Source organism: Janibacter alkaliphilus, assembly GCF_013408565.1.
GTDB classification, from domain to species: Bacteria; Actinomycetota; Actinomycetes; order Actinomycetales; family Dermatophilaceae; genus Janibacter; species Janibacter alkaliphilus.
In genome coordinates this window covers 1,526,731-1,545,014 of record NZ_JACBZX010000001.1, presented here as the reverse complement: position 1 = coordinate 1,545,014, position 18,284 = coordinate 1,526,731, and the positions used below count along the sequence as shown (strand labels likewise).

At 73.8% G+C, this 18,284-nt stretch carries 15 protein-coding genes; 10 read left to right on the top strand and 5 right to left on the bottom strand.

Annotated features, from left to right (window positions below):
- Positions 1–11 precede the first annotated feature (11 nt).
- The 6 genes from BJY28_RS07500 to mnhG are packed head-to-tail and all read left to right on the top strand — an operon-like array spanning position 12 to position 6,159.
- On the top strand, positions 12–2,873 hold the full coding sequence (locus BJY28_RS07500; RefSeq protein WP_179462463.1) for a Na+/H+ antiporter subunit A: 2,862 nt from the start codon (positions 12–14) through the stop codon (positions 2,871–2,873).
- Entirely contained in the window at positions 2,870–3,304 is a 435-nt protein-coding gene (locus tag BJY28_RS07495) for a Na(+)/H(+) antiporter subunit C (RefSeq protein WP_179462462.1), read from the top strand. Before BJY28_RS07500 ends, BJY28_RS07495 begins: the two co-directional genes overlap by 4 nt.
- Positions 3,301–4,926: a Na+/H+ antiporter subunit D gene (locus BJY28_RS07490; RefSeq protein WP_179462461.1), complete on the top strand. Its 1,626-nt coding sequence runs from the start codon at positions 3,301–3,303 to the stop codon at positions 4,924–4,926. Before BJY28_RS07495 ends, BJY28_RS07490 begins: the two co-directional genes overlap by 4 nt.
- A complete protein-coding gene (locus BJY28_RS07485; protein ID WP_179462460.1) occupies positions 4,926–5,519 on the top strand; it encodes a Na+/H+ antiporter subunit E in 594 nt (197 codons plus the stop codon). The genes BJY28_RS07490 and BJY28_RS07485 overlap by 1 nt, the downstream gene beginning before the upstream one ends.
- Positions 5,516–5,782: an MrpF/PhaF family protein gene (locus tag BJY28_RS07480; protein ID WP_179462459.1), complete on the top strand. Its 267-nt coding sequence runs from the start codon at positions 5,516–5,518 to the stop codon at positions 5,780–5,782. Before BJY28_RS07485 ends, BJY28_RS07480 begins: the two co-directional genes overlap by 4 nt.
- Positions 5,779–6,159, top strand: coding sequence for a monovalent cation/H(+) antiporter subunit G (mnhG, locus tag BJY28_RS07475; RefSeq protein ID WP_179462458.1), 381 nt, complete (start codon positions 5,779–5,781; stop codon positions 6,157–6,159). The genes BJY28_RS07480 and mnhG overlap by 4 nt, the downstream gene beginning before the upstream one ends.
- Before the next feature lie 60 nt (positions 6,160–6,219).
- Here the strand turns inward: mnhG and BJY28_RS07470 are convergent, their stop codons facing one another.
- Together BJY28_RS07470 and BJY28_RS07465 are read right to left on the bottom strand one after the other, a co-directional pair.
- Positions 6,220–6,939 carry an iron-dependent transcriptional repressor DtxR gene (locus tag BJY28_RS07470; protein WP_179462457.1) on the bottom strand — a complete coding sequence of 240 codons (720 nt, stop codon included), beginning with the start codon at positions 6,937–6,939 and terminating at the stop codon, positions 6,220–6,222.
- Positions 6,936–8,171: an MFS transporter gene (locus tag BJY28_RS07465; RefSeq protein ID WP_179462456.1), complete on the bottom strand. Its 1,236-nt coding sequence runs from the start codon at positions 8,169–8,171 to the stop codon at positions 6,936–6,938. Before BJY28_RS07465 ends, BJY28_RS07470 begins: the two co-directional genes overlap by 4 nt.
- A 527-nt stretch (positions 8,172–8,698) precedes the next feature.
- Between BJY28_RS07465 and BJY28_RS07460 the strand changes: the two genes are divergently transcribed.
- Positions 8,699–9,052 carry a hotdog family protein gene (locus BJY28_RS07460; protein WP_179462455.1) on the top strand — a complete coding sequence of 118 codons (354 nt, stop codon included), beginning with the start codon at positions 8,699–8,701 and terminating at the stop codon, positions 9,050–9,052.
- Between the two features lie 120 nt (positions 9,053–9,172).
- Positions 9,173–11,176, top strand: a complete 2,004-nt coding sequence (locus BJY28_RS07455; protein WP_179462454.1) for an acyltransferase family protein — start codon at positions 9,173–9,175, stop codon at positions 11,174–11,176.
- Positions 11,177–11,183: 7 nt separating this feature from the next.
- On the opposite strand, the gene BJY28_RS07450 is transcribed toward BJY28_RS07455, so the two are convergent.
- On the bottom strand, positions 11,184–13,142 hold the full coding sequence (locus BJY28_RS07450) for an acyltransferase family protein (RefSeq protein WP_179462453.1): 1,959 nt from the start codon (positions 13,140–13,142) through the stop codon (positions 11,184–11,186).
- A 127-nt stretch (positions 13,143–13,269) separates the two neighbouring features.
- Here BJY28_RS07450 and BJY28_RS07445 point away from each other — a divergent pair, with 127 nt between their 5' ends.
- Both BJY28_RS07445 and BJY28_RS07440 read left to right on the top strand, forming a co-directional pair.
- Positions 13,270–14,376: a citrate synthase 2 gene (locus BJY28_RS07445; protein ID WP_179462452.1), complete on the top strand. Its 1,107-nt coding sequence runs from the start codon at positions 13,270–13,272 to the stop codon at positions 14,374–14,376.
- A 230-nt stretch (positions 14,377–14,606) separates the two neighbouring features.
- Positions 14,607–15,533 carry a hypothetical protein gene (locus BJY28_RS07440; protein ID WP_179462451.1) on the top strand — a complete coding sequence of 309 codons (927 nt, stop codon included), beginning with the start codon at positions 14,607–14,609 and terminating at the stop codon, positions 15,531–15,533.
- 104 nt (positions 15,534–15,637) lie between these two features.
- Here the strand turns inward: BJY28_RS07440 and serC are convergent, their stop codons facing one another.
- Positions 15,638–16,765: a phosphoserine transaminase gene (serC, locus tag BJY28_RS07435; protein WP_179462450.1), complete on the bottom strand. Its 1,128-nt coding sequence runs from the start codon at positions 16,763–16,765 to the stop codon at positions 15,638–15,640.
- Between the two features lie 107 nt (positions 16,766–16,872).
- On the bottom strand, positions 16,873–18,156 hold the full coding sequence (locus tag BJY28_RS07430; protein WP_179462449.1) for an MFS transporter: 1,284 nt from the start codon (positions 18,154–18,156) through the stop codon (positions 16,873–16,875).
- Positions 18,157–18,284 lie beyond the last annotated feature (128 nt).

The following is an 18,284-nucleotide window of genomic DNA, read 5'->3' as shown; positions in this document are numbered from 1 at the left end:
GGAAGGACCACGTGACCGCGCTCCTGCTGCTCCACCTCGTGGCAGCGGGGGCGGCGCCGGCGCTGGTGCGGGTGCTCGACCGGCGCACCTTCCTCGCCCTCGCGCTCGTCCCGGCCGCCTCCTTCGCCTGGCTGCTCACCCAGGCCCCGGCCGTCCTCGACGGCGACCCGGTCGACCAGCGCGTCGCCTGGGTGCCCTCCCTCGACCTTGCGCTGGACCTGCGCCTGGGCGCGCTGCAGCTCGTGCTCGCCCTCGTCGTCACCGGCGTCGGCAGCGTCGTGCTCGCCTACTCCGCGTGGTACTTCTCGGCGACCGACCGCAGCCTGTGGCGCTTCACCAGCGTCTTCACCGCCTTCGCCGGGGCCATGCTCGGGCTCGTCCTGGCCGACAACCTGCTGGCGCTCTACGTCTTCTGGGAGCTGACCAGCGTCACCAGCTATCTGCTCATCGGGCACAACCCGGTCCGCTCGGCCAACCGACGCGCCGCCACCCAGGCGCTGCTGGTCACCACCCTCGGCGGCCTGGCCATGCTCGTCGGGCTGGTCATCCTCGGCGAGAGCAGCAGCTACACGATCAGCCGGCTGCTCGCCGACCCCCCGGCTCCCGGCGCGCTGACCACCACCGCCGTGCTTCTCGTGCTGCTCGGCGCCCTGACGAAGTCGGCGCAGATCCCCTTCCACTTCTGGCTGCCCGGCGCGATGGCCGCCCCCACCCCGGTCAGCGCCTACCTGCACGCCGCCTCGATGGTCAAGGCCGGGGTCTACCTCGTCGCGCTGCTCGCGCCGATCGCCGCGGCCACCCCCGGATGGCGGGCGCTGACCATCGGCCTCGGGGTGTGGACGATGCTGCTCGGCGGCTGGCGGGCGCTGCGCCAGCACGACATCAAGCTGCTGCTCGCCTTCGGCACGGTCAGCCAGCTCGGCATGCTCACCGCGGTCGCCGGGCTGGGCACCACGGCCGCCGCCCAGGCCGCGCTCGCCCTGCTCGTGGCGCACGCGCTCTTCAAGTCCGCGCTCTTCCTCGTCGTCGGCATCATCGACAAGGCCACCGGCACCCGAGACATGCACCAGCTCTCCGGGCTCGGTCGTCGCGCCCCGCTGCTGACCGCGACCGCGGTGCTCGCCGGGGCGTCGATGGCCGGGCTGCCGCCGCTGCTCGGCTTCGTGGCGAAGGAGTCGGCGCTGGCGGCTGGGCTGGACGCCGCCACCGGCGGCCACGGCTCAGTGTCCGGCCTCGGTGACGGCGGCGACCCGGCGCTGTGGGGCTGGGTGCTCACCGCCGGCCTGACCCTCGGGGCGATGCTCACCGTCGCCTACACCGCGCGCTTCCTCTGGGGCGCCCTCGGGCCGGAGCGCACCGTCGCCGGCGACCCGATCGTCACCGGCTTCGCCGCGCCCACCGCCATCCAGGTCGGGCCCGCCGTGCTGGCCGCCCTCGGTCTCCTCGGCGGGTTCGCCGGGCCGCTGCTCACCGAGGCCTTCGCCGGCTACGTCGCCACCCTCGGCGGCGCCGAGCCGGAGCACCTGGCGCTGTGGCACGGGCTGACCCCGGCGCTGGGGCTGTCCGCGCTGGCAGTCGCCGCCGGGCTGCTCCTCTTCGCCGCCCGCGACCTCGTCGGCCAGGCGCAGCAGCGGGTGCCGGCGCTGGTCGACGCCGAGTCCGGCTACACCCACCTCATCCGCAACCTCGACCGCCTCGCCGTCGAGACCACCGCGGTCGCCCAGCGCGGCTCCCTGCCGGGGCACCTGGGCACCATCCTCGTCGTCGTCATCCTCGGCCCCGGGCTGGTCGCCCTGACCGCGCTGCCCGGCGCACAGGTGCACCTCTGGGACGAGCCCGGCCAGCTGGCCATCGGCGTGGTCGTCGTCGTGGCCGCGCTGCTGGCCACCCGGGCCCGGGACCGGCTGCAGACCGCGGTGCTCGTCGGGGTCACCGGCTACGGGGTCGCGCTGCTCTTCCTCGTCCACGGCGCCCCCGACCTGGCCCTGACCCAGGTGCTCGTCGAGACCGTCTCGCTCGTGGTGCTCGTCCTCGTGCTGCGCAACCTGCCTGCCCAGGTGCCGCGCCGGCCGCTGCCGATCAGCCGCTCCTGGCGGGCGCTGCTGGCCGCCGCCGCGGGTGCGGTGACCGGGGTGCTGCTGCTCGTCTCGGCCTCGGCCCGCACCGCCGCCCCGGTCTCGCAGCGCTTCCCGCAGGAGGCCTACGACTTCGGCCACGGGCAGAACGTCGTCAACGTCACCCTCGTCGACATCCGCGCCTGGGACACCCTCGGCGAGATCTCGGTGGTCGTCGCGGCCGCCACCGGGGTGGCCTCGCTGGTCTTCGTGCGGATGCGGGACACCCCCGCCCGGCCCAGCCAGCGCCGGGCGGCCGCCGTCGCCGCGGCCGAGCGCAACCCGCTCGCCCCGGCCCGCCGCTCGGTGATCCTCGAGACGGTCACCCGGCTGCTCTTCCACGTGATGATCGCGCTCTCCCTCTACCTCGTGCTCGCCGGGCACAACCAAGTCGGCGGCGGCTTCGCCGGCGGGCTGACCGCCGGGCTGGCGCTGCTGGTGCGCTACCTCGCCGGCGGCCGTTTCGAGCTGGACCGGGCGGCGCCGGTGGACGCCGGTCTGCTGCTCGGCGGCGGGCTGGCGATCTCGGTGCTGGCCGCCGTGGCACCGCTGCTGCTCGGCGGCGCGGTCCTGGAGTCGAGCGTGCTCGAGGTGTGGCTGCCGGTCTACGCTGACGTGAAGGTGGTCAGCGCCCTGGTCTTCGACATCGGGGTCTACCTCGTCGTCGTCGGCCTGGCCCTGGACATCGTGCGCTCCCTCGGCGGCGGGATCGACGCCCACCGGGAGATCGACGAGCGCGAGCAGGAGGCCGCCCGATGAGCGTCAACCTCACCCTCGTGGTGGTCGCCGCGGTGCTCGTCGCCTGCGGGGTCCACCTCGTGCTGGAGCGTGCCCTGACCCGGGTGATCCTCGGCATCGTGCTGCTCAGCAACGGGGTCGGGGTGCTCTACCTGGTCGCCTCCGGACCGGCCGGCGGAGCCGCCTTCGTCGGCGCCCGCCCGGCGGCCGAGATGAGCGACGCGCTGCCCCAGGCGATGGTGCTCACCGCGATCGTCATCTCGCTGGCATCGGTCGCCTTCGTGCTCTCCCTGGCCTATCGGCAGTGGCGGCTGACCGGCAGCGACGACGTGCCCGACGACGCCGAGGACGAGGTGATCCGCCGGATGGCCGGGCGGGACGAGGTCTCCTCGACCTTCGACGACGACACCACCTCGACCACCAGCGCGCAGGAGGAGGACGCGAGCGCATGAGCGACCTGCTGCCCCTGCCCGTGCTGCTGCCGCTGCTCGGCGCCGCCCTCACCCTGGCCCTGCGCCGGCACGCGATGCTGCAGCGGACGGTCGCCTTCACCGTGCTCGTCGCCCAGGTGGTGACCGCGGTGGCGCTCATGCTGGTCACCCACGAGCAGGGCCCGCAGGCGCTGTGGCTGGGGGCGTGGGACGAGCCGCTGGGCATCGTCCTCGTCGCCGACCGGCTCTCGGCGCTCATGCTGCTCGTCTCCAGCGCGGTCTGCCTGCTCGTGCTCGTCTACGCCATCGGCCAGGGCGTCAGCGACGGCGACGAGGACAGCCCGCTGGCGATCTACTTCCCCACCTACCTGGTGCTCTCGGCGGGGGTGTCCAACGCCTTCCTCGCCGGCGACCTCTTCAACCTCTTCGTCAGCTTCGAGATGCTGCTCTTCTCCTCCTTCGTGCTGCTCACCCTGGGCGGTCAGGGGCCACGGATCCGGGCGGGGACCACCTACGTCATCGTCAGCGTCGTCTCCTCGATGCTCTTCCTCGTGACCATCGCCGCGGTCTACGCAGCCACCGGCACGGTCAACCTCGCCCAGCTGGCGCTGCGGCTGCCGGAGATCGACGGCACGGTCGCGCTGGCGCTGCAGCTCAGCCTGCTCATCGTCTTCGGGATCAAGGCGGCGATCTTCCCGATGTCGGCGTGGCTGCCGGACAGCTACCCCTCGGCGCCGGCGCCGGTGAGCGCGGTCTTCGCCGGGCTGCTGACGAAGGTCGGCATCTACGCCATCCTGCGGACCGAGACCCTGCTCTTCCCCGGCTCCGACCTCGGCGACCTGCTCATGGTCCTCGGGCTGGCGACGATGGTCACCGGCATCCTCGGCGCGGTCGCCCAGTCCGGCATCAAGCGGATGCTGTCCTTCACCCTGGTCAGCCACATCGGCTTCATGCTCTTCGGCGTCGGGCTGGGCAGCGAGGCCGGGCTGTCCGCAGCGATCTTCTACATCGCCCACCACATCACCGTGCAGACCGCGCTCTTCCTCGTCTCCGGGCTGATCGAGCGCGTCGGCGGCTCCACCGTGCTGGACCGGCTCGGTGGGCTGGCCTCCCGCTCGGCGCTGCTCGCGGTGCTCTTCTTCGTGCCCGCGATGAACCTCGCCGGGATCCCGCCCTTCTCCGGCTTCGTCGCCAAGACCGGGCTGATCCAGGCCGGCGTCGCCGACGGCGGGGCGGTCGCCTGGACCCTCGTCGCCGGGTCGATCGTCACGAGCATCCTCACCCTCTACGCGGTGACGAAGGCGTGGAGCGCCGCCTTCTGGCGACCGGCTCCGCAGGAGCAGGGCGAGGCCTCGGTCATCCCCACCGGCATCATCGAGCCCAGCCTCGGCCGGCTCAGCGACGCCGTCGGGCACGGCGTGCTCGCCGCCCGGGAGGCGCCGGTGCGCCCGGCGGAGGACGAGGACGGGTCGGACGGGCGGATCCCCCGGCTCATGCTCGGCGCGACCACGGCGGTGGTGGTGCTCAGCGTGGTGCTCTCGCTGGCCGGCGGGCCGCTCTTCGAGTACACCGACTCGGCCGCCTGGCAGATGACCTCCCGGGGCAGCTACCTCGAGGTCGTGCTGCCCGAGGAGGTCCGGTGATGGCCCGCGCCCGCCTCCTCCGGCCGCTGGCCCGCCGCGGCGGCTGGCAGCCCCGGGCCGTGCTGCTGGTGGCGCTGGTCTGGGTGCTGCTGTGGGACCGGCTGAGCCTGGGCAACGTCGTCAACGGGCTGATCCTCGGGGTGGTCATCACCCGGCTCTTCCCGCTGCCGGCGATCGGCTACCGGGGTCGGCTGCACCCGCTGCCGCTGCTCGCGCTGGTCGGGCGCTTCCTCCTCTACCTGGTGCGCTCCTCGGTGGAGGTCGCCTGGGTGGTGCTGCGGCCCGGGCCGCTGCCACCGAGCTCGGTGATCGAGGTGCCGCTGCGCACCGGCTCCGAGCTCTACCTGACCCTGGTCGCCACGGTCGTCGGGCTGGAGCCGGGCTCGACCGTCATCGAGGCGCGACGCACCGCCGGGGTGCTCTTCGTGCACGTCCTCGGGGCCGGCGACGACGACGCCCGGGAGCGCGCCCGGGAGAAGGTGCTGTCGGTGGAGCGCTCGGTGGTCCGCGCGGTCGGCAACGAGCAGGAGATCGCCGCGTGCGCCGGGGGTCACGACGACCGGGGAGCGATGACGACAGGGGGGACACGATGACCGCGCTGCTGGGCGTGGCCGCCGGGCTGCTGGCGGTGGCTGCCGCGCTGACCCTGGTGCGGATCTACCGCGGGCCGACGAACCTCGACCGGGCGCTGGCGCTGGACGTGCTGGCGGTGCTGGTCACCTCGGCCGCGGCGGTCTACGTCGCCCGCAGCGGGGACGCGGCGTCGCTGCCGATCCTCGTCGTGGTGAGCCTCACCGGCTTCGTCGGCTCGGTGTCGGTGGCCCGGTACATGGCGCGGCGGGAGGACGAGCGATGACCGAGGTGCTCGACGTGATCGGCGGGGTGGTGCTCGTCGTCGGCGCGGCGCTGGCGCTGATCGGCGCGATCGGCCTGGTCCGGCTGCCGGACCTCTACACCCGGATGCACGCGGCGACGAAGCCGCAGACCCTCGGGCTGCTGCTCGTGCTCGTCGGGCTGGCGCTCATCCTGCGGACCTGGTCCGCGGTGGCCACGCTGCTCATCGTGCTCGGCGCGCAGGCGCTGACCGCGCCGATGGCCGCGCACCTGCTGGGCCGGGCGACGCACCGGGCGCAGACCGGGATCGACTCCGACCTGCTCGTGCACGACGAGCTGGCGAGCGCCCGTCGTCGTGCCGAGGAGCGCGGCCCGAACCCCGGGCGCAGGTCGGGCTGACCGACCCTCGCTGACCGACCGTCGCGTGGTGCCGCGACGGCCGGTCAGGCGTGACGTGGATCAGGCGTCGGCCGTCAGCGGCTCGACGAAGACGTGCTCGGCGACCTCGCGCGGCAGCGAGACCCCGTCGTCGCCGCCGGGCCGGGTCACCAGCACCCGGTCGCCGTCGCCTCGGACGTCGACCGGCTCGCCGGGGCGCAGCCGAGCCTCGCGCAGCAGCGCCAGCGCCTCGCCGTCGACCTGGGCCGGCTCGCCGATGCGGCGCACCCGGCAGCCGACCGCCTCGTCGCCGTCGGTCTCGTCGACGACCTGGGCGAGGCTGCGCAGCCCCTCGAGGAAGGTCTCGCCGCTGGGTGCCTCGCCGAGCAGGTCGTCCAGTCCCGGGATCGGGGTGCCGTAGGGGGACTCGTGGTGCTCGTCGAGCAGCTCGACGATCTTCAGCTCGACCCGGTCGGACATCACGTGCTCCCACCGGCAGGCCTCGTCGTGGACGAACTCCCACTCCAGGCCGATGACGTCGACGAGCAGCCGCTCGGCCAGGCGGTGCTTGCGCATCACCCGGGTGGCCAGCTGCCGTCCCTCCTCGGAGAGCACGAGGTGCCGGTCGTCACCGACCCGCAGCAGCCCGTCGCGCTCCATCCGGGCGACGGTCTGCGAGACCGTCGGACCGGAGTGCCCGAGGCGCTCGGCGATGCGGGCACGCATCGGCGCGATGCCCTCTTCGTCGAGCTCGAAGATCGTCCGGAGGTACATCTCTGTGGTGTCGACCAGATCCTTCACGGGACCATCATGCCCTGTCCCGCCGACGACGTGGCCCGGTGCCGGTCGCTGCGGCTCACCCACAGGGTCGTCCAGGCCCAGCCGAGCAGCCCGCAGGCCCCGAGGGCCAGGGCCGCGGCGGGCAGCGAGAGCACCGCGGTGACGGCGCTCAGGCCCAGCGTGCCGCCGGCGTTGCCGACCTCGCCGCAGAAGCGCCAGGCCCCGAGGAACTGCCCCCGGTCCCGCTCCGGGGCGGCGTCCGCGCCCAGCGTCATGACGATCCCCGAGCCCAGGCCGTTGCCCAGGGCCATCACCAGCGCGACCGCCAGCAGACCGGCGAAGGAGCCGGCCAGCGGCAGCAGCAGGTAGCCGGCGCTGAGCACGAGCATGAGCGGTGCCACCACCCAGACCCGGCCGAGGCGGTCCATCAGCCAGCCGCCCGGGTAGACGAGGACGAGCTCGGCGGCGCCGGCGACCGCGAAGATCACCGAGCTGTCCACCCCGTCCAGGCCCAGGTGAAGCGCCCACAGCGGCAGGATCACCAGCCGCGCGTGCCGCAGCGCGGAGATGACCATGACGCCGAGCCCCTGGGTGAGCAGCAGCCGGGCGTGCCGGCGGGCGACCCGCAGCACCCCGCTGCGCTGCTGGGCGGAGCGGGCGGCCTCCTGCTCACGGGTGATGTCCGGGGTGGTGACCACCACGAGCAGCGAGCCGAGGGCGAAGGCCACCGCGACCCCGTAGGCGCCCTGCACCCCGAGCACGGCCACCGCCCCGGCGCCGACCGCCGGCCCCAGCAGCTGGCCGGTGCGCATCGCGCCGCCGAGCAGCGACATCCCCCGGGCCAGCCGCTGCGGGGGCAGCAGGTCGATCATGAAGCCCTGGCGGGCGAGGAAGAAGGTGGCGCTGGCCAGGCCGGAGGCGAGCAGCGCCAGCCCCATGAGCCACAGCGTGCCGGCCCACCCGGCGACGAGCAGGGCGAGCACGTCGAGCACCCCGGCCCCGATGAGCGCGCGCCGCTCCCCCACCCGGGCGACCAGCGCGCCGCTGGGCAGGGCCCCGAGCAGCTGCCCGACACCGAGCAGCGCGACGACGAAGGCGGCCTGGCCGACCGAGGCTCCCAGGTCGGCCGCCCGCAGCGCGGCCACCGGCATGACCGCGCCGACCGCCGCCCCGTTGAGCAAGGACGGGCCGTAGGCGGGCACCGCGATCCGCCGCCAGGCGAAGGGGGCATCCGCCCCGGTCCGATCGGTCATCGGGGCCATTGTCACGTCACCCGGGATCTCGTCCCCACCCGTGACCGCGAAGGGCGGCGCGGTCCCCCGTGCTGTACCTCTCGGACGGTCGCCGCGCCCGGCCCAGAGATCTCGGGGTCACGCCCTTCGCCGAAGGCAGGGATGGAGCACAGCCGACCACGATCCTCGCTGCTCTCCACCGGTGCGCGCCCGACGCGTAGGCTCGCGCCCGCGATCATCGATGCTCGCCACTGCGGACCGCCCGGGACCGGCAACGGAGGATGGGTGGCCGGCTCGCTGGTCGCGCAGGTCGGGGGCACCGGCACGGTGCGGCTCTCCGCGCCGTGCCCGCTGGACCGCGACCTAGAGGTGGTGCTGAGCGACGACGGACGCACCGCGGAGATGCGGGACGGCGAGGACCTCATCGCCACCGCGGCGGCCGACGACGGGCCGACCGGGCTGGAGCTCCCCGAGCCGGTGAGCCTCGTCGAGGCCGACCTGGCCGCCTGCGACTTCGACCACGCGAGCCACCCCTTCCCGGGTGCTACGTGTGCGGCAGCGACCGCGAGGACGGGCTGCGGATCTTCCCCGGGCCGGTCACGGGACGCAAGCAGGTCGTGGCCTCCTCGGTGCTGCTCACCGAGCCGACCACCCCGGCCGTGTGGGCGGCGCTGGACTGCCCGGGCGCCTTCGCCATCGGCATGGCCGACGGTGACCCGATCCTGCTGGGCACGATGACCGCCCGGATCGATCGCGAGATCCCGGCCGGCGAGCAGCTGGTGGTCATGGGGTGGGCGACCGGCAGCGAGGGGCGCAAGCGGTACTGCGGGACCGCGCTGCTGGCCGAAGGGGGCCAGGTCCTCGCCCGTGCGGCGCACACCTGGGTCGCGCCGGCCGGCTGAGCGCCCGGAGCTCGAAGGCCCGGGGCTCGAGGGCCCGGTGCGGCGCGGACGACGGGATCGGCCATGACTGCCTAGTAACCTGCGCAGGTCCGACTCACCGCCGAGCCACGAGGAGAGCGCGTGCCCGCTGCGAGACCTGCTGCGCGGCGCGCCGTGGTCCCCGGGTGGCTGCGGGCTGCGGTGAGCACCGGCGAGCAGCGCCACGGGGCGAGCTACCGTCCCGGCCTCGACGGCTGCCGGGGCCTCTTCGTGCTGCTGGTGATGATGTACCACTTCGGCGTCACCTGGCTGGCCGGCGGCTGGGTCGGGATCAACACCTTCTTCGTGCTCACCGGCTTCCTGCTCGGGGGCATCCTCATCACCCAGCGACAGCGCCGCGGCGCCGTCGATGCGGCCGGCTTCTACCTGCGCCGAGCCCGCCGGATCCTGCCCGCCCTGACCATGGTCGTGGGCGTGATCATGCTGCGGACGCTGGTGGTCGAGGAGGGCGACCGGCCGCAGATCGCCGGCGACTCGTTCGCCGCGATGACCTTCTGGCTCAACTGGCGGCTGGTCGCCAGGGACGACCAGTACGTCAACTTCTTCGCCGACCCCAGTCCGCTGCGGCATCTGTGGACGCTCGGGGTGGAGGAGCAGGTCTACCTGCTCCTCCCCCTGCTCATCACCGGACTGATGCTGCTGCGCGGACGCAGGGCCAGGACGGCGCTCCTCGTCGCCGCCGCCCTGGGGAGCGCCCTCTGGGCGGCCTGGCTGGCCCGCGACGGAGCCACGGGGTCGCGGCTCTACTACGGGACCGACGTACGGGCCCAGGCCTTCCTCGTGGGACTGGCGGCCGCCGCGCTCTTCACCCGCGGCGACCGCCGTGACCAGCCTCCGCAGCTGGGCCGCAGGACGATGGACCTCCTCGGATGGCTCGGCGTCGGTGGGGTCGCGGCATCGATCGTGCTCGTCGGGGAGGCAGACCGGTGGGTCTACGAGTCGGGCGGGATCCTCGCCTTCTCCGTGCTCGCCGGAGGGATGTGCCTGGCCGCTGGCGACACCCGCTCGCTGACCATCCACCGAGTCATCGGGGCGGCGCCCTTCGTCCACCTCGGACGGATCAGCTACGGCCTGTACCTCTACCACTGGCCGATCGCGATGTGGCTCCCCCTCGACGGCCTGCCGCTCCCGGTCTCGATCCTCGTCCAGCTGGCCGTCACCTGGGCGGTCGCGCTGCTGTCCTACCGCTACGTGGAGCTCCCGATCCTGCAGCGGGGCTTCGGCGCCCTGCTCCCGGGGCTGCCTGGTCGTCGGCTCGTCCCGGCGACCGTCGCCGCAGCCGTCGCCGCGGTCTCCCTGGGCTTCGCCACGGTGTGGAGCCCGGCGATCGACGGTGACTGGGACGGTCGACCGCTGCCGGGCGCCCAGACCTACTCGCCGCCCGACGACGAGCTCCGGGTGGCGGTCGTCGGCAGCTCGGTCGCCCAGTCCCTGCGGGACGGCTTCGACGACGACTATCCGGGACTGGTGGTCGACGGCTACACCCAGCGGGGCTCGTGCAACCCGGTTCCCCTGACCTTCGTCTTCCAGGGGGGCGGACGGATCCCGGAGGGCGACTCGTGCGCCGCCTGGCGAGAGCGGTGGCCCGAGGAGGTCAGCCGCTCCGGGACCGACGTCGTGCTGAGCCCGGTCGAGTCGGCGCTCACCGAGCCGCTGGTGGTCGACGGCCGCACCCTCACTCCGGGGACACCCGGCCACGACCGGCAGATCCGCCGGGCGATGGATGCGCTGCTCGAGCAGACCGAGGCGTCGGGGGCCAGGCAGCTCCAGGTCGTCAACGCGGTCTGCAAGGACGAGCCGGCCGGCGTCCGTGACGGCGCCGAGGTGGACGCGATCAGGATCGACCCGGAGCCCACCAACCGGGTCCTGCGCGACTGGGCCACCGAGGTCAACGCCGGGTCGGGACCGGTGACCGTTGCGGTGCTGGACCTCGATGCGGCCCTGTGCAGCGAGGGCTATCGCGCGACCATCAACGGGGCCGAGATCTACTCGGACCGGCTGCACTACTCGAACGAGGGGGCCCGGTTGGTCTGGACCTGGCTGGCCCCACAGGTCGTTGCCGCCTGGCAGTTCGCCCAGACCTGAGGCGCCCTCACCGCTCCCGAGCCGCGTACTCCTGGCTGACCTGACCCAGCAGCCAGCGCCACACGGTCGGGGTGATCTCCTCCGAGAAGTGCAGGTCGTCGCCGTAGACGGTCTGCCCCCCGACCTGCTCGCGCGGTCCGTCGGCGCACAGCGCGCCGTCCAGGTCGAGCAGGGCCACGTCGTCGTACCGGTCCGCCCAGTCCTCCAGGATCGCGTTGACCTGGACCGGGTCCTGGTACTCGGCGCGGAACTCCGCGTTCTCCTCCAGCGCGTCACGCATCTCGGCCGGCAGCCCCTGCGGGATCGACCGGCGGCAGGGCAGGTTCACCAGCTGTACCTGCTCGGCCCCGGCGGCGTACGCCTGCTCCCTCAGCGTGTCCAGACGATCGGTGATCGCGCGCCGGTAGGCCGGGTCGTCCAGCCCGATCGTCTCGCCGTCGATCCGGTGCGGCAGGATCAGCAGCGGCGAGCCGAAGAGGAGCAGCACCTGGTCTCCCCGCTCCTCGAAGGTGGTCGGCCAGGTCTCCCGCAGGCGGGCGCAGGCATCCTCGTCCCGCAGCAGCAGGTCCTCGGTGACCACCGCCGGCTCCGGCAGCAGGTCGCAGCCGGTCGCGGCGAGATTGTCGATCTGCACCCCTTCGGCAGCCGAGGCCGAGAAGTCCCGGGCGAGGTAGTACGGCACCGAGTCCCCCCGGACCGCGATCCGCGACGGCTGACCGGGCCGGTGCTCCGGCTGCCCGGCGACGAGGTCACGGGCCGGTGCCACGGGTTGCTCGGCCGGGCTCGCCGGCGCCGTGCCGACCAGCACCAGCCCGACCGCCGTCACCGCGGCCACCGGCAGCGCCCCAACGAGGGCCGGTCGACGCGTGGGCAGCAGGCCGCGGACCCCACGAGCGATGACCGGACGCTCCACGTAGGTGTAGGACAGGTGCGCCAGCAGATAGCTCACGGCGGTGCCGAGCACGATGTTGACCGGGCCGTCGCTGCCGAGCAGGTCGAGCAGGATCAGCGCGACCGGCCAGTGCCACAGGTAGAGGCCGTAGGCGAGCCGCCCGGTGTGCGCCAGCGGGCCCCAGCCGAGGGCCCGGGTGAGCGGGCTTCCCCGGTCGTCGGCGCAGGCGAGGACCAGCGCCGCCGCCGCCAGCCCGAGCAGCAGGATCCCGCCGCGCTGGTACATCCACGGCGCCTCCGGCGAGATGACGACCAGGCCGACCAGGGTGACGATCAGCCCGACCGCACCCATGGCCAGGAGCAGCCCGCCCGGCAGCGACCGGATCGGTCGACGGCCGGCCCGCGGCGCCGACCACAGGCCCAGCGCTGCACCCAGGAGGAGGGACTGGGCCCGGGTGTCGGTGCCGTAGTAGAGCCGGGCGAAGCCGGTACCCGGGTCGCCGGCCACGCTGGCGGTCCAGAGGGTGGCCAGCACGGTCGCGGCGGCCAGCACCGCCACCGCCACGAGCCGGCGGCGGCCCAGCAGCATCAGCAGCGCGATGACCAGCAGCGGCACGAGCAGGTAGAACTGCTCCTCGATCGCCAGGCTCCAGGCGTGCCGCAGCGGCGAGGCCCCCGCCCGGTCGCCGAAGTACTCGTCGCTCTGGGCGATGAGCCGCCAGTTGATGACGTAGCCCAGGGTGGCCAGCACGTCGCCGCCGAGCCGGCGCCGAACCTCCCCCTCGCCGAGCAGCCCCCACCACACCGAGACCGCGGCGAGCACGAGGAGCAGGGCGGGCAGCAGCCGCCGGGCACGACGCCGGTAGAAGCCGAGCACGTCGATGTCGCCGTGTCGGTCGTGCTCGATCACCAGGAGCCGGACGATGAGGAAGGCGGAGAGTATGAAGAAGAGGTTGATCCCGATCCACGCGCCCTGCAGCTGGCTCGCCCCCAGGTGGTAGGCCATGAAGAGCAGCATGAGCAGGCCGCGCACCCCGTCCAGCGCAGGCAGGTAGCCGGCCCGTCGGTCCGCCACGGCCGCCCCCTTCGTCGGTATCCGGCACGAGGTTACCGGCCGGTAGTCGAGGCGATCCAGGCACGTCCGCCCTCGTGCGACACTGGGCGCTGATCACCGTCGCTCGATCCACAGGAGGATCCGCCACATGTCCGACGACTTCAGGCCGGGGCTGGAGGGCGTCATCGCCTTCGAGTCGGAGATCGCCGAGCCGGACAAGGCCGGCGGCAACCTGCGCTACCGCGGCGTCGACATCAACGACCTGGTCGGTCGGGTGAGCTTCGGTCAGGTGTGGGGCCTGCTGGTGGACAACGGCTTCGACCCCGGGCTGCCGCCCGCGGAGCCCTTCCCGCTGCCGGTGCACACCGGGGACATCCGGGTCGACGCCCAGTCGGCGCTGGCGCAGCTGGCGCCGGTGTGGGGCTTCCGGCCCCTGCTGGACATCGACGAGCAGCAGGTGCGCGACGACCTGGCCCGGGCCTCGGTCATGGCGCTGTCCTTCGTCGCCCAGTCGGCGCACGGGCAGGACAGCCCGATGGTGCCGCAGTCGCGGGTGGACGAGGGCCGGACGATCGTCGACCGTTTCATGATCCGCTGGCGCGGCGAGCCGGACCCGGCGCACGTCGAGGCCATCGACGCCTACTTCATCTCCGCCGCCGAGCACGGGATGAACGCCTCCACCTTCACCTCCCGGGTCATCGCCTCCACCGGCGCGGACGCGGCCGCCTGCCTCTCCGGGGCGATCGGCGCGCTCTCCGGCCCGCTGCACGGCGGCGCCCCGTCGCGCGCGCAGCACATGATCGAAGGGGTCGAGCGCACCGGCGACGCCACCCGGTACGTCAAGGAGGCGCTGGACCGCAAGGAGCGGCTCATGGGCTTCGGGCACCGGGTCTACCGGGCCTACGACCCGCGGGCCGCGGTGCTGCGGGACACCTGCGAGCGGCTCGGTGCGCCGCGCTACGAGGTGGCCCTGGAGCTGGAGAAGGCGGCGATCGCCGAGCTCGCCGAGCGCTACCCGGACCGGACGATGGAGACCAACGTCGACTACTGGGCCGCGGTGCTGCTCGACTTCGCCGAGGTGCCGGGCGAGATGATGACCCCTCTCTTCGCCTGCGCCCGCACCGCCGGCTGGTCGGCGCACGTGCTGGAGCAGAAGCGCACGGGCCGGCTCATCCGCCCCTCCGCCCGCTACGTCGGCCCGGGCCCCCGCCCGCTCAGCGACGTCGCCGGCTACCGCGCCCCCTCCCCCTCCTGACGCCCCCCCACCTCCCACCCCCGCCCTGTGCGCGCCGGTCCCGAATCCCCAACTGCCTAGGCAGCTGGATGCCCTCACCTTGCACGGTGAGGGTCTGGGGCGAAGGTGAGCGTCTGTGCCTCTTCAGCTCGATGAGCCCCCGGCGTCCAGGCGACGTCCGGGGGCTCGTCCGCGCTCGACGCTGTGGATAACTCGGCGGGGGCTGGGTCGTCGTTCGACAGCATGCAGCGATGACCAGACCCCTGATCTCGCTCCCCGACCTCGGCGACGCGCCCCTCTTCAGCCGGGAGCAGGCACGCCTCGACGGCCGCCTCTCGGACACCGACCTGCAGACCCTCGTGCGGCGGGGTCACCTCATCCGGCTGACCCGAGGCTGGTACTCCACACGGGTGCAGGCCGAGGCCGACGAGCTCCACCTGCTGAGGACGGTCGCCGCCCTCCGCCTGGTCGACGACACAGTCGCCGCGAACGCGCACTCCGCCGCCCTCGTCCACGGGCTGCCGCTGTCCCGCGCCCGCCTCGACACCGTGGAGCTCGCGAGGCCGCGCGCGACCCACGGCCGCACGCGTGGGGGCATGCACATCGGGGAGCTGGTCGACTCCCCGGAGGCTGTTCAGCTCGCAGACCTCGGCGTGACTGTCGCGACCGTCCCGGTGGCGGCCGCCGTGGTCGGGACCGGGATGACGAGCGGTCGCGCGGCGATGCTGGTGGCCGGCGACCACGCCCTCCGCGCCGGAGCGTGCACCCGTGACCAGCTGGGACACGCGCTGGAGAGGCGCCGGGGGCGCCGCGGCGTCGAGACCGCCAGGGAGGCGCTGCCGCTCCTCGACCCCCGCCACGAGTCGCCCGGCGAGACACTTACCCACGACGCCCTCCGGGTGCGCGGCTGGCGGCTGGTCCCGCAGGTGCCCGTGGTCGTCAACGGTCGTGCCCGCCGCATCGACCTGGGCGTCGAGGGCGAGAGGGTGGCCATCGAGTACGACGGACGCCTCAAGTACACCAACGGCGCGGTGCTGCTGGAGGAGAAGTCGCGCGAGGACGACCTGCGCGAGATCGGCTGGCAGTTCGTCCGTGTCGTGTCGGACGACCTGGACGATCCTCAGCAGCTCGACGCCCGCGTCCGGTCGGCGGTCGCGCGGGCCCGCCGCGCGGCCTGAGCCGACGACCAGGCGACAGACGCTCACCTTCGTCCCAGACCCTCACCGTGCAAGGTGAGCGCATCCAGCTGCCTAGGGGGTTGGGGATCAGAGAGTGGGTGGGGTCAGAGGCGGGGGATGACGTGGTCGATGCAGGCCAGCAGGGCGCTGACGTCGTCCGGGTCGATCGCCGGGAAGGTCGCGATCCGTAGCTGGTTGCGGCCGAGCTTGCGGTAGGGCTCGACGTCGACGATCCCGTTGGCGCGCAGGGTGGCCGCGACCGCCGCCGCGTCGATCTCCTCGACCAGGTCCACCGTCGCCACGACGTGGCTGCGGGCGTCCGGGTCGGTGACGAAGGGGGTCGCCAGCTCGCTGGCCTCCGCCCAGGCGTATACCCGGCCGGAGCTGTCCGCGGTCCGCCGGGCGGCGCCCTCCAGCCCGCCCTCGGCAAGCAGCCAGCGCAGCTGCTCAGCCATGAGCACCAGGGTGGCCAGGGCCGGGGTGTTGATCGTCTGCTCCTTGCGCGAGGCGGCGATCGCCGAGGTCAGCGAGAGGAACTCCGGCACCCACCGATCGCTCGCCCCGATCTCGTCGGCCCGGGCCAGCGCCCGCGGCGAGAGCAGCGCGAACCACAGCCCGCCGTCCGAGGCGAAGGACTTCTGCGGCGCGAAGTAGTAGGCGTCCGTGGCCGACACGTCCACGCCCAGACCGCCGGCCGCCGAGGTCGCGTCGACGAGCACCAGCGCGTCGTCCTCGACGCCCGCCGGGCGCGTCACCGGCGCCATCACGCCGGTCGAGGTCTCGTTGTGCGGCCAGGCGTAGACATCCACGTCCGCGGCCTCGGGCGCGACCAGCGACCCCGGCTCGGCCCGCCGCACGTCCGGCGCGTCGAGGAAGGGCGCCCGCCCGGTGGCGTCGGCGAACTTGCCGCCGAACTCGCCGAAGACCAGGTGCTGCGCCCGCCCGCGCACCAGCCCGAGGGCGGCGACGTCCCAGAAGGCGGTGGTGCCGCCGTTGCCGAGGACTACCTCGTACCCCTCGGGCAGCGCGAAGAGCTCGGCCAGCCCCCGTCGCACCTCGGCGACGAGCTCGAGCACCGGCGCCTGCCGGTGCGAGGTACCCAGCAGCGTCGTGGCGTGCCGCTGCAGGGCGGCCACCTGCTCGGGCCGCACCTTGGAGGGGCCGGAGCCGAAGCGGCCGTCCCGAGGACGGAGCTCGGCGGGGATGTCGATCTCAGGCACGGGCTGGCTCACCCGACCATCCTTCCATCCGGCCCGCCGTCACCCCAGCGCGGCCATCGCCGCGACGACCAGCAGCGACACGAGCACCAGCCAGGTGGTGATCCGGCGCACCCGCGGCGTCATCGCGCGGCCTGCGGCACGTCGTGGGTCGGGACGGCGGCGATCCGCACCCGGGGGCGGCGCTGGGACTCGTAGCTCACCTGGACATTCTCGTGCCTGGCGAGCCAGATGGACACCACCACCAGCGTGATCCCGACCGCGAGCGCGCCGACGCCGATGGTCCAGCGCGGCCCGAGCACGTCGCCGATCCACCCGATGACCGGCGCCCCGACGGGGGTCCCGCCGAGGAAGATCGCCATGTAGAGCGCCATCACCCGCCCGCGCATCTCCGGCGCGGTGCGCATCTGCACCATGGCGTTCGCGGTGGTCATCGCGGTGAGCGCGGTGAGCCCGCAGGCGGCCAGCGCCACGGCGAAGACGAGGTAGGTCGGAGCCAGCGCGGCGGCGGTCGCGGCGAGCACGAAACCCACCAGCGCCACCAGCAGCACCCGCAGCCGCGGCTCGTTGCGCCGAGCCGCCAGCAGCGCCGCGGAGAGCGAGCCGACCGCCATCACCGACCCGAGCAGCCCGTACTCCTCGGCGCCGCGCCCGTAGACCTGGGTGGCCATGAGCGCGATGGTCAGCTGGAAGTTCATCCCGAAGGTGCCGAGAACGAAGATGAGCACGAGCACCAGCTGCAGGTCGGGCCGGTGCCGCACGTAGCTCAGCCCCTCGCGCGCCGAGCCGCGGCCGGCCGTGCGCGGGGCCGGGGTCAGCTCGGCGGCGCGCATCGCCAGCAGCGACCCCATGACCGCGACGAAGGTGACCGCGTTGAGCAGCAGCGCCGGCCCCGAGCCGGCGACGCCGATGATCACCCCGGCGACGCCGGGGCCGACGAGCCGGCCGAGGTTGAAGGAGGCGCTGTTGAGCGCGACCGCGTTGGGCAGCCGGTCCGCGGGCACCATCTCGCCGACGAAGGTCTGCCGGGCCGGGTTGTCGAGCGCGGTGGCCACCCCGGTCAGCAGCGCGATGCCGTAGAAGTGCCACAGCTCGGCGGCGCCGGTGACCACGAGGAGACCGCCGATGAGGGCGGCCAGCCCGAGGGTGGCCTGGGTGGCCAGCAGCAGCCGGCGCTTGGGCACCCGGTCGGCGATCGCGCCGGTCCACGGGGCGAGCAGCAGCATCGGCAGGAACTGCAGCCCGGTGACGATGCCGAGCGCGGTCGCGGAGTGGTCGGTGAGCTCGGTGAGCACCACCCAGTCCTGGGCGACCCGGCCCATCCAGGTGCCGACGTTGGAGACGATCGCGCCGGCCGCCCAGATGCGGTAGTTGCGCACGTGCAGGGAGGCGAAGGTGGGGCTCATCCGGCCGCCACCAGGCTCATCCTGCTCCCTTCGTCACCTCTTCCGAACCCCGCGGGACGCCCCCGCTATTCCCCGGGCCCGGACCGGGAACGGCACGAGCGACCCTGGCCGCGAGCAGGGCTGACCTC

Excerpts from the sequence above, each read along its gene's own strand:
- BJY28_RS07495 (WP_179462462.1), top strand. The coding sequence starts at position 2,870 with ATGAGCGTCAACCTCACCCTCGTGGTGGTCGCCGCGGTGCTCGTCGCC.
- BJY28_RS07490 (WP_179462461.1), top strand. The coding sequence starts at position 3,301 with ATGAGCGACCTGCTGCCCCTGCCCGTGCTGCTGCCGCTGCTCGGCGCC.
- BJY28_RS07485 (WP_179462460.1), top strand. The coding sequence starts at position 4,926 with ATGGCCCGCGCCCGCCTCCTCCGGCCGCTGGCCCGCCGCGGCGGCTGG.
- BJY28_RS07480 (WP_179462459.1), top strand. The coding sequence starts at position 5,516 with ATGACCGCGCTGCTGGGCGTGGCCGCCGGGCTGCTGGCGGTGGCTGCC.
- mnhG (WP_179462458.1), top strand. The coding sequence starts at position 5,779 with ATGACCGAGGTGCTCGACGTGATCGGCGGGGTGGTGCTCGTCGTCGGC.
- BJY28_RS07465 (WP_179462456.1), bottom strand. The coding sequence starts at position 8,171 with ATGACCGATCGGACCGGGGCGGATGCCCCCTTCGCCTGGCGGCGGATC.
- BJY28_RS07445 (WP_179462452.1), top strand. The coding sequence starts at position 13,270 with ATGTCCGACGACTTCAGGCCGGGGCTGGAGGGCGTCATCGCCTTCGAG.
- BJY28_RS07440 (WP_179462451.1), top strand. The coding sequence starts at position 14,607 with ATGACCAGACCCCTGATCTCGCTCCCCGACCTCGGCGACGCGCCCCTC.
- BJY28_RS07430 (WP_179462449.1), bottom strand. The coding sequence starts at position 18,156 with ATGAGCCCCACCTTCGCCTCCCTGCACGTGCGCAACTACCGCATCTGG.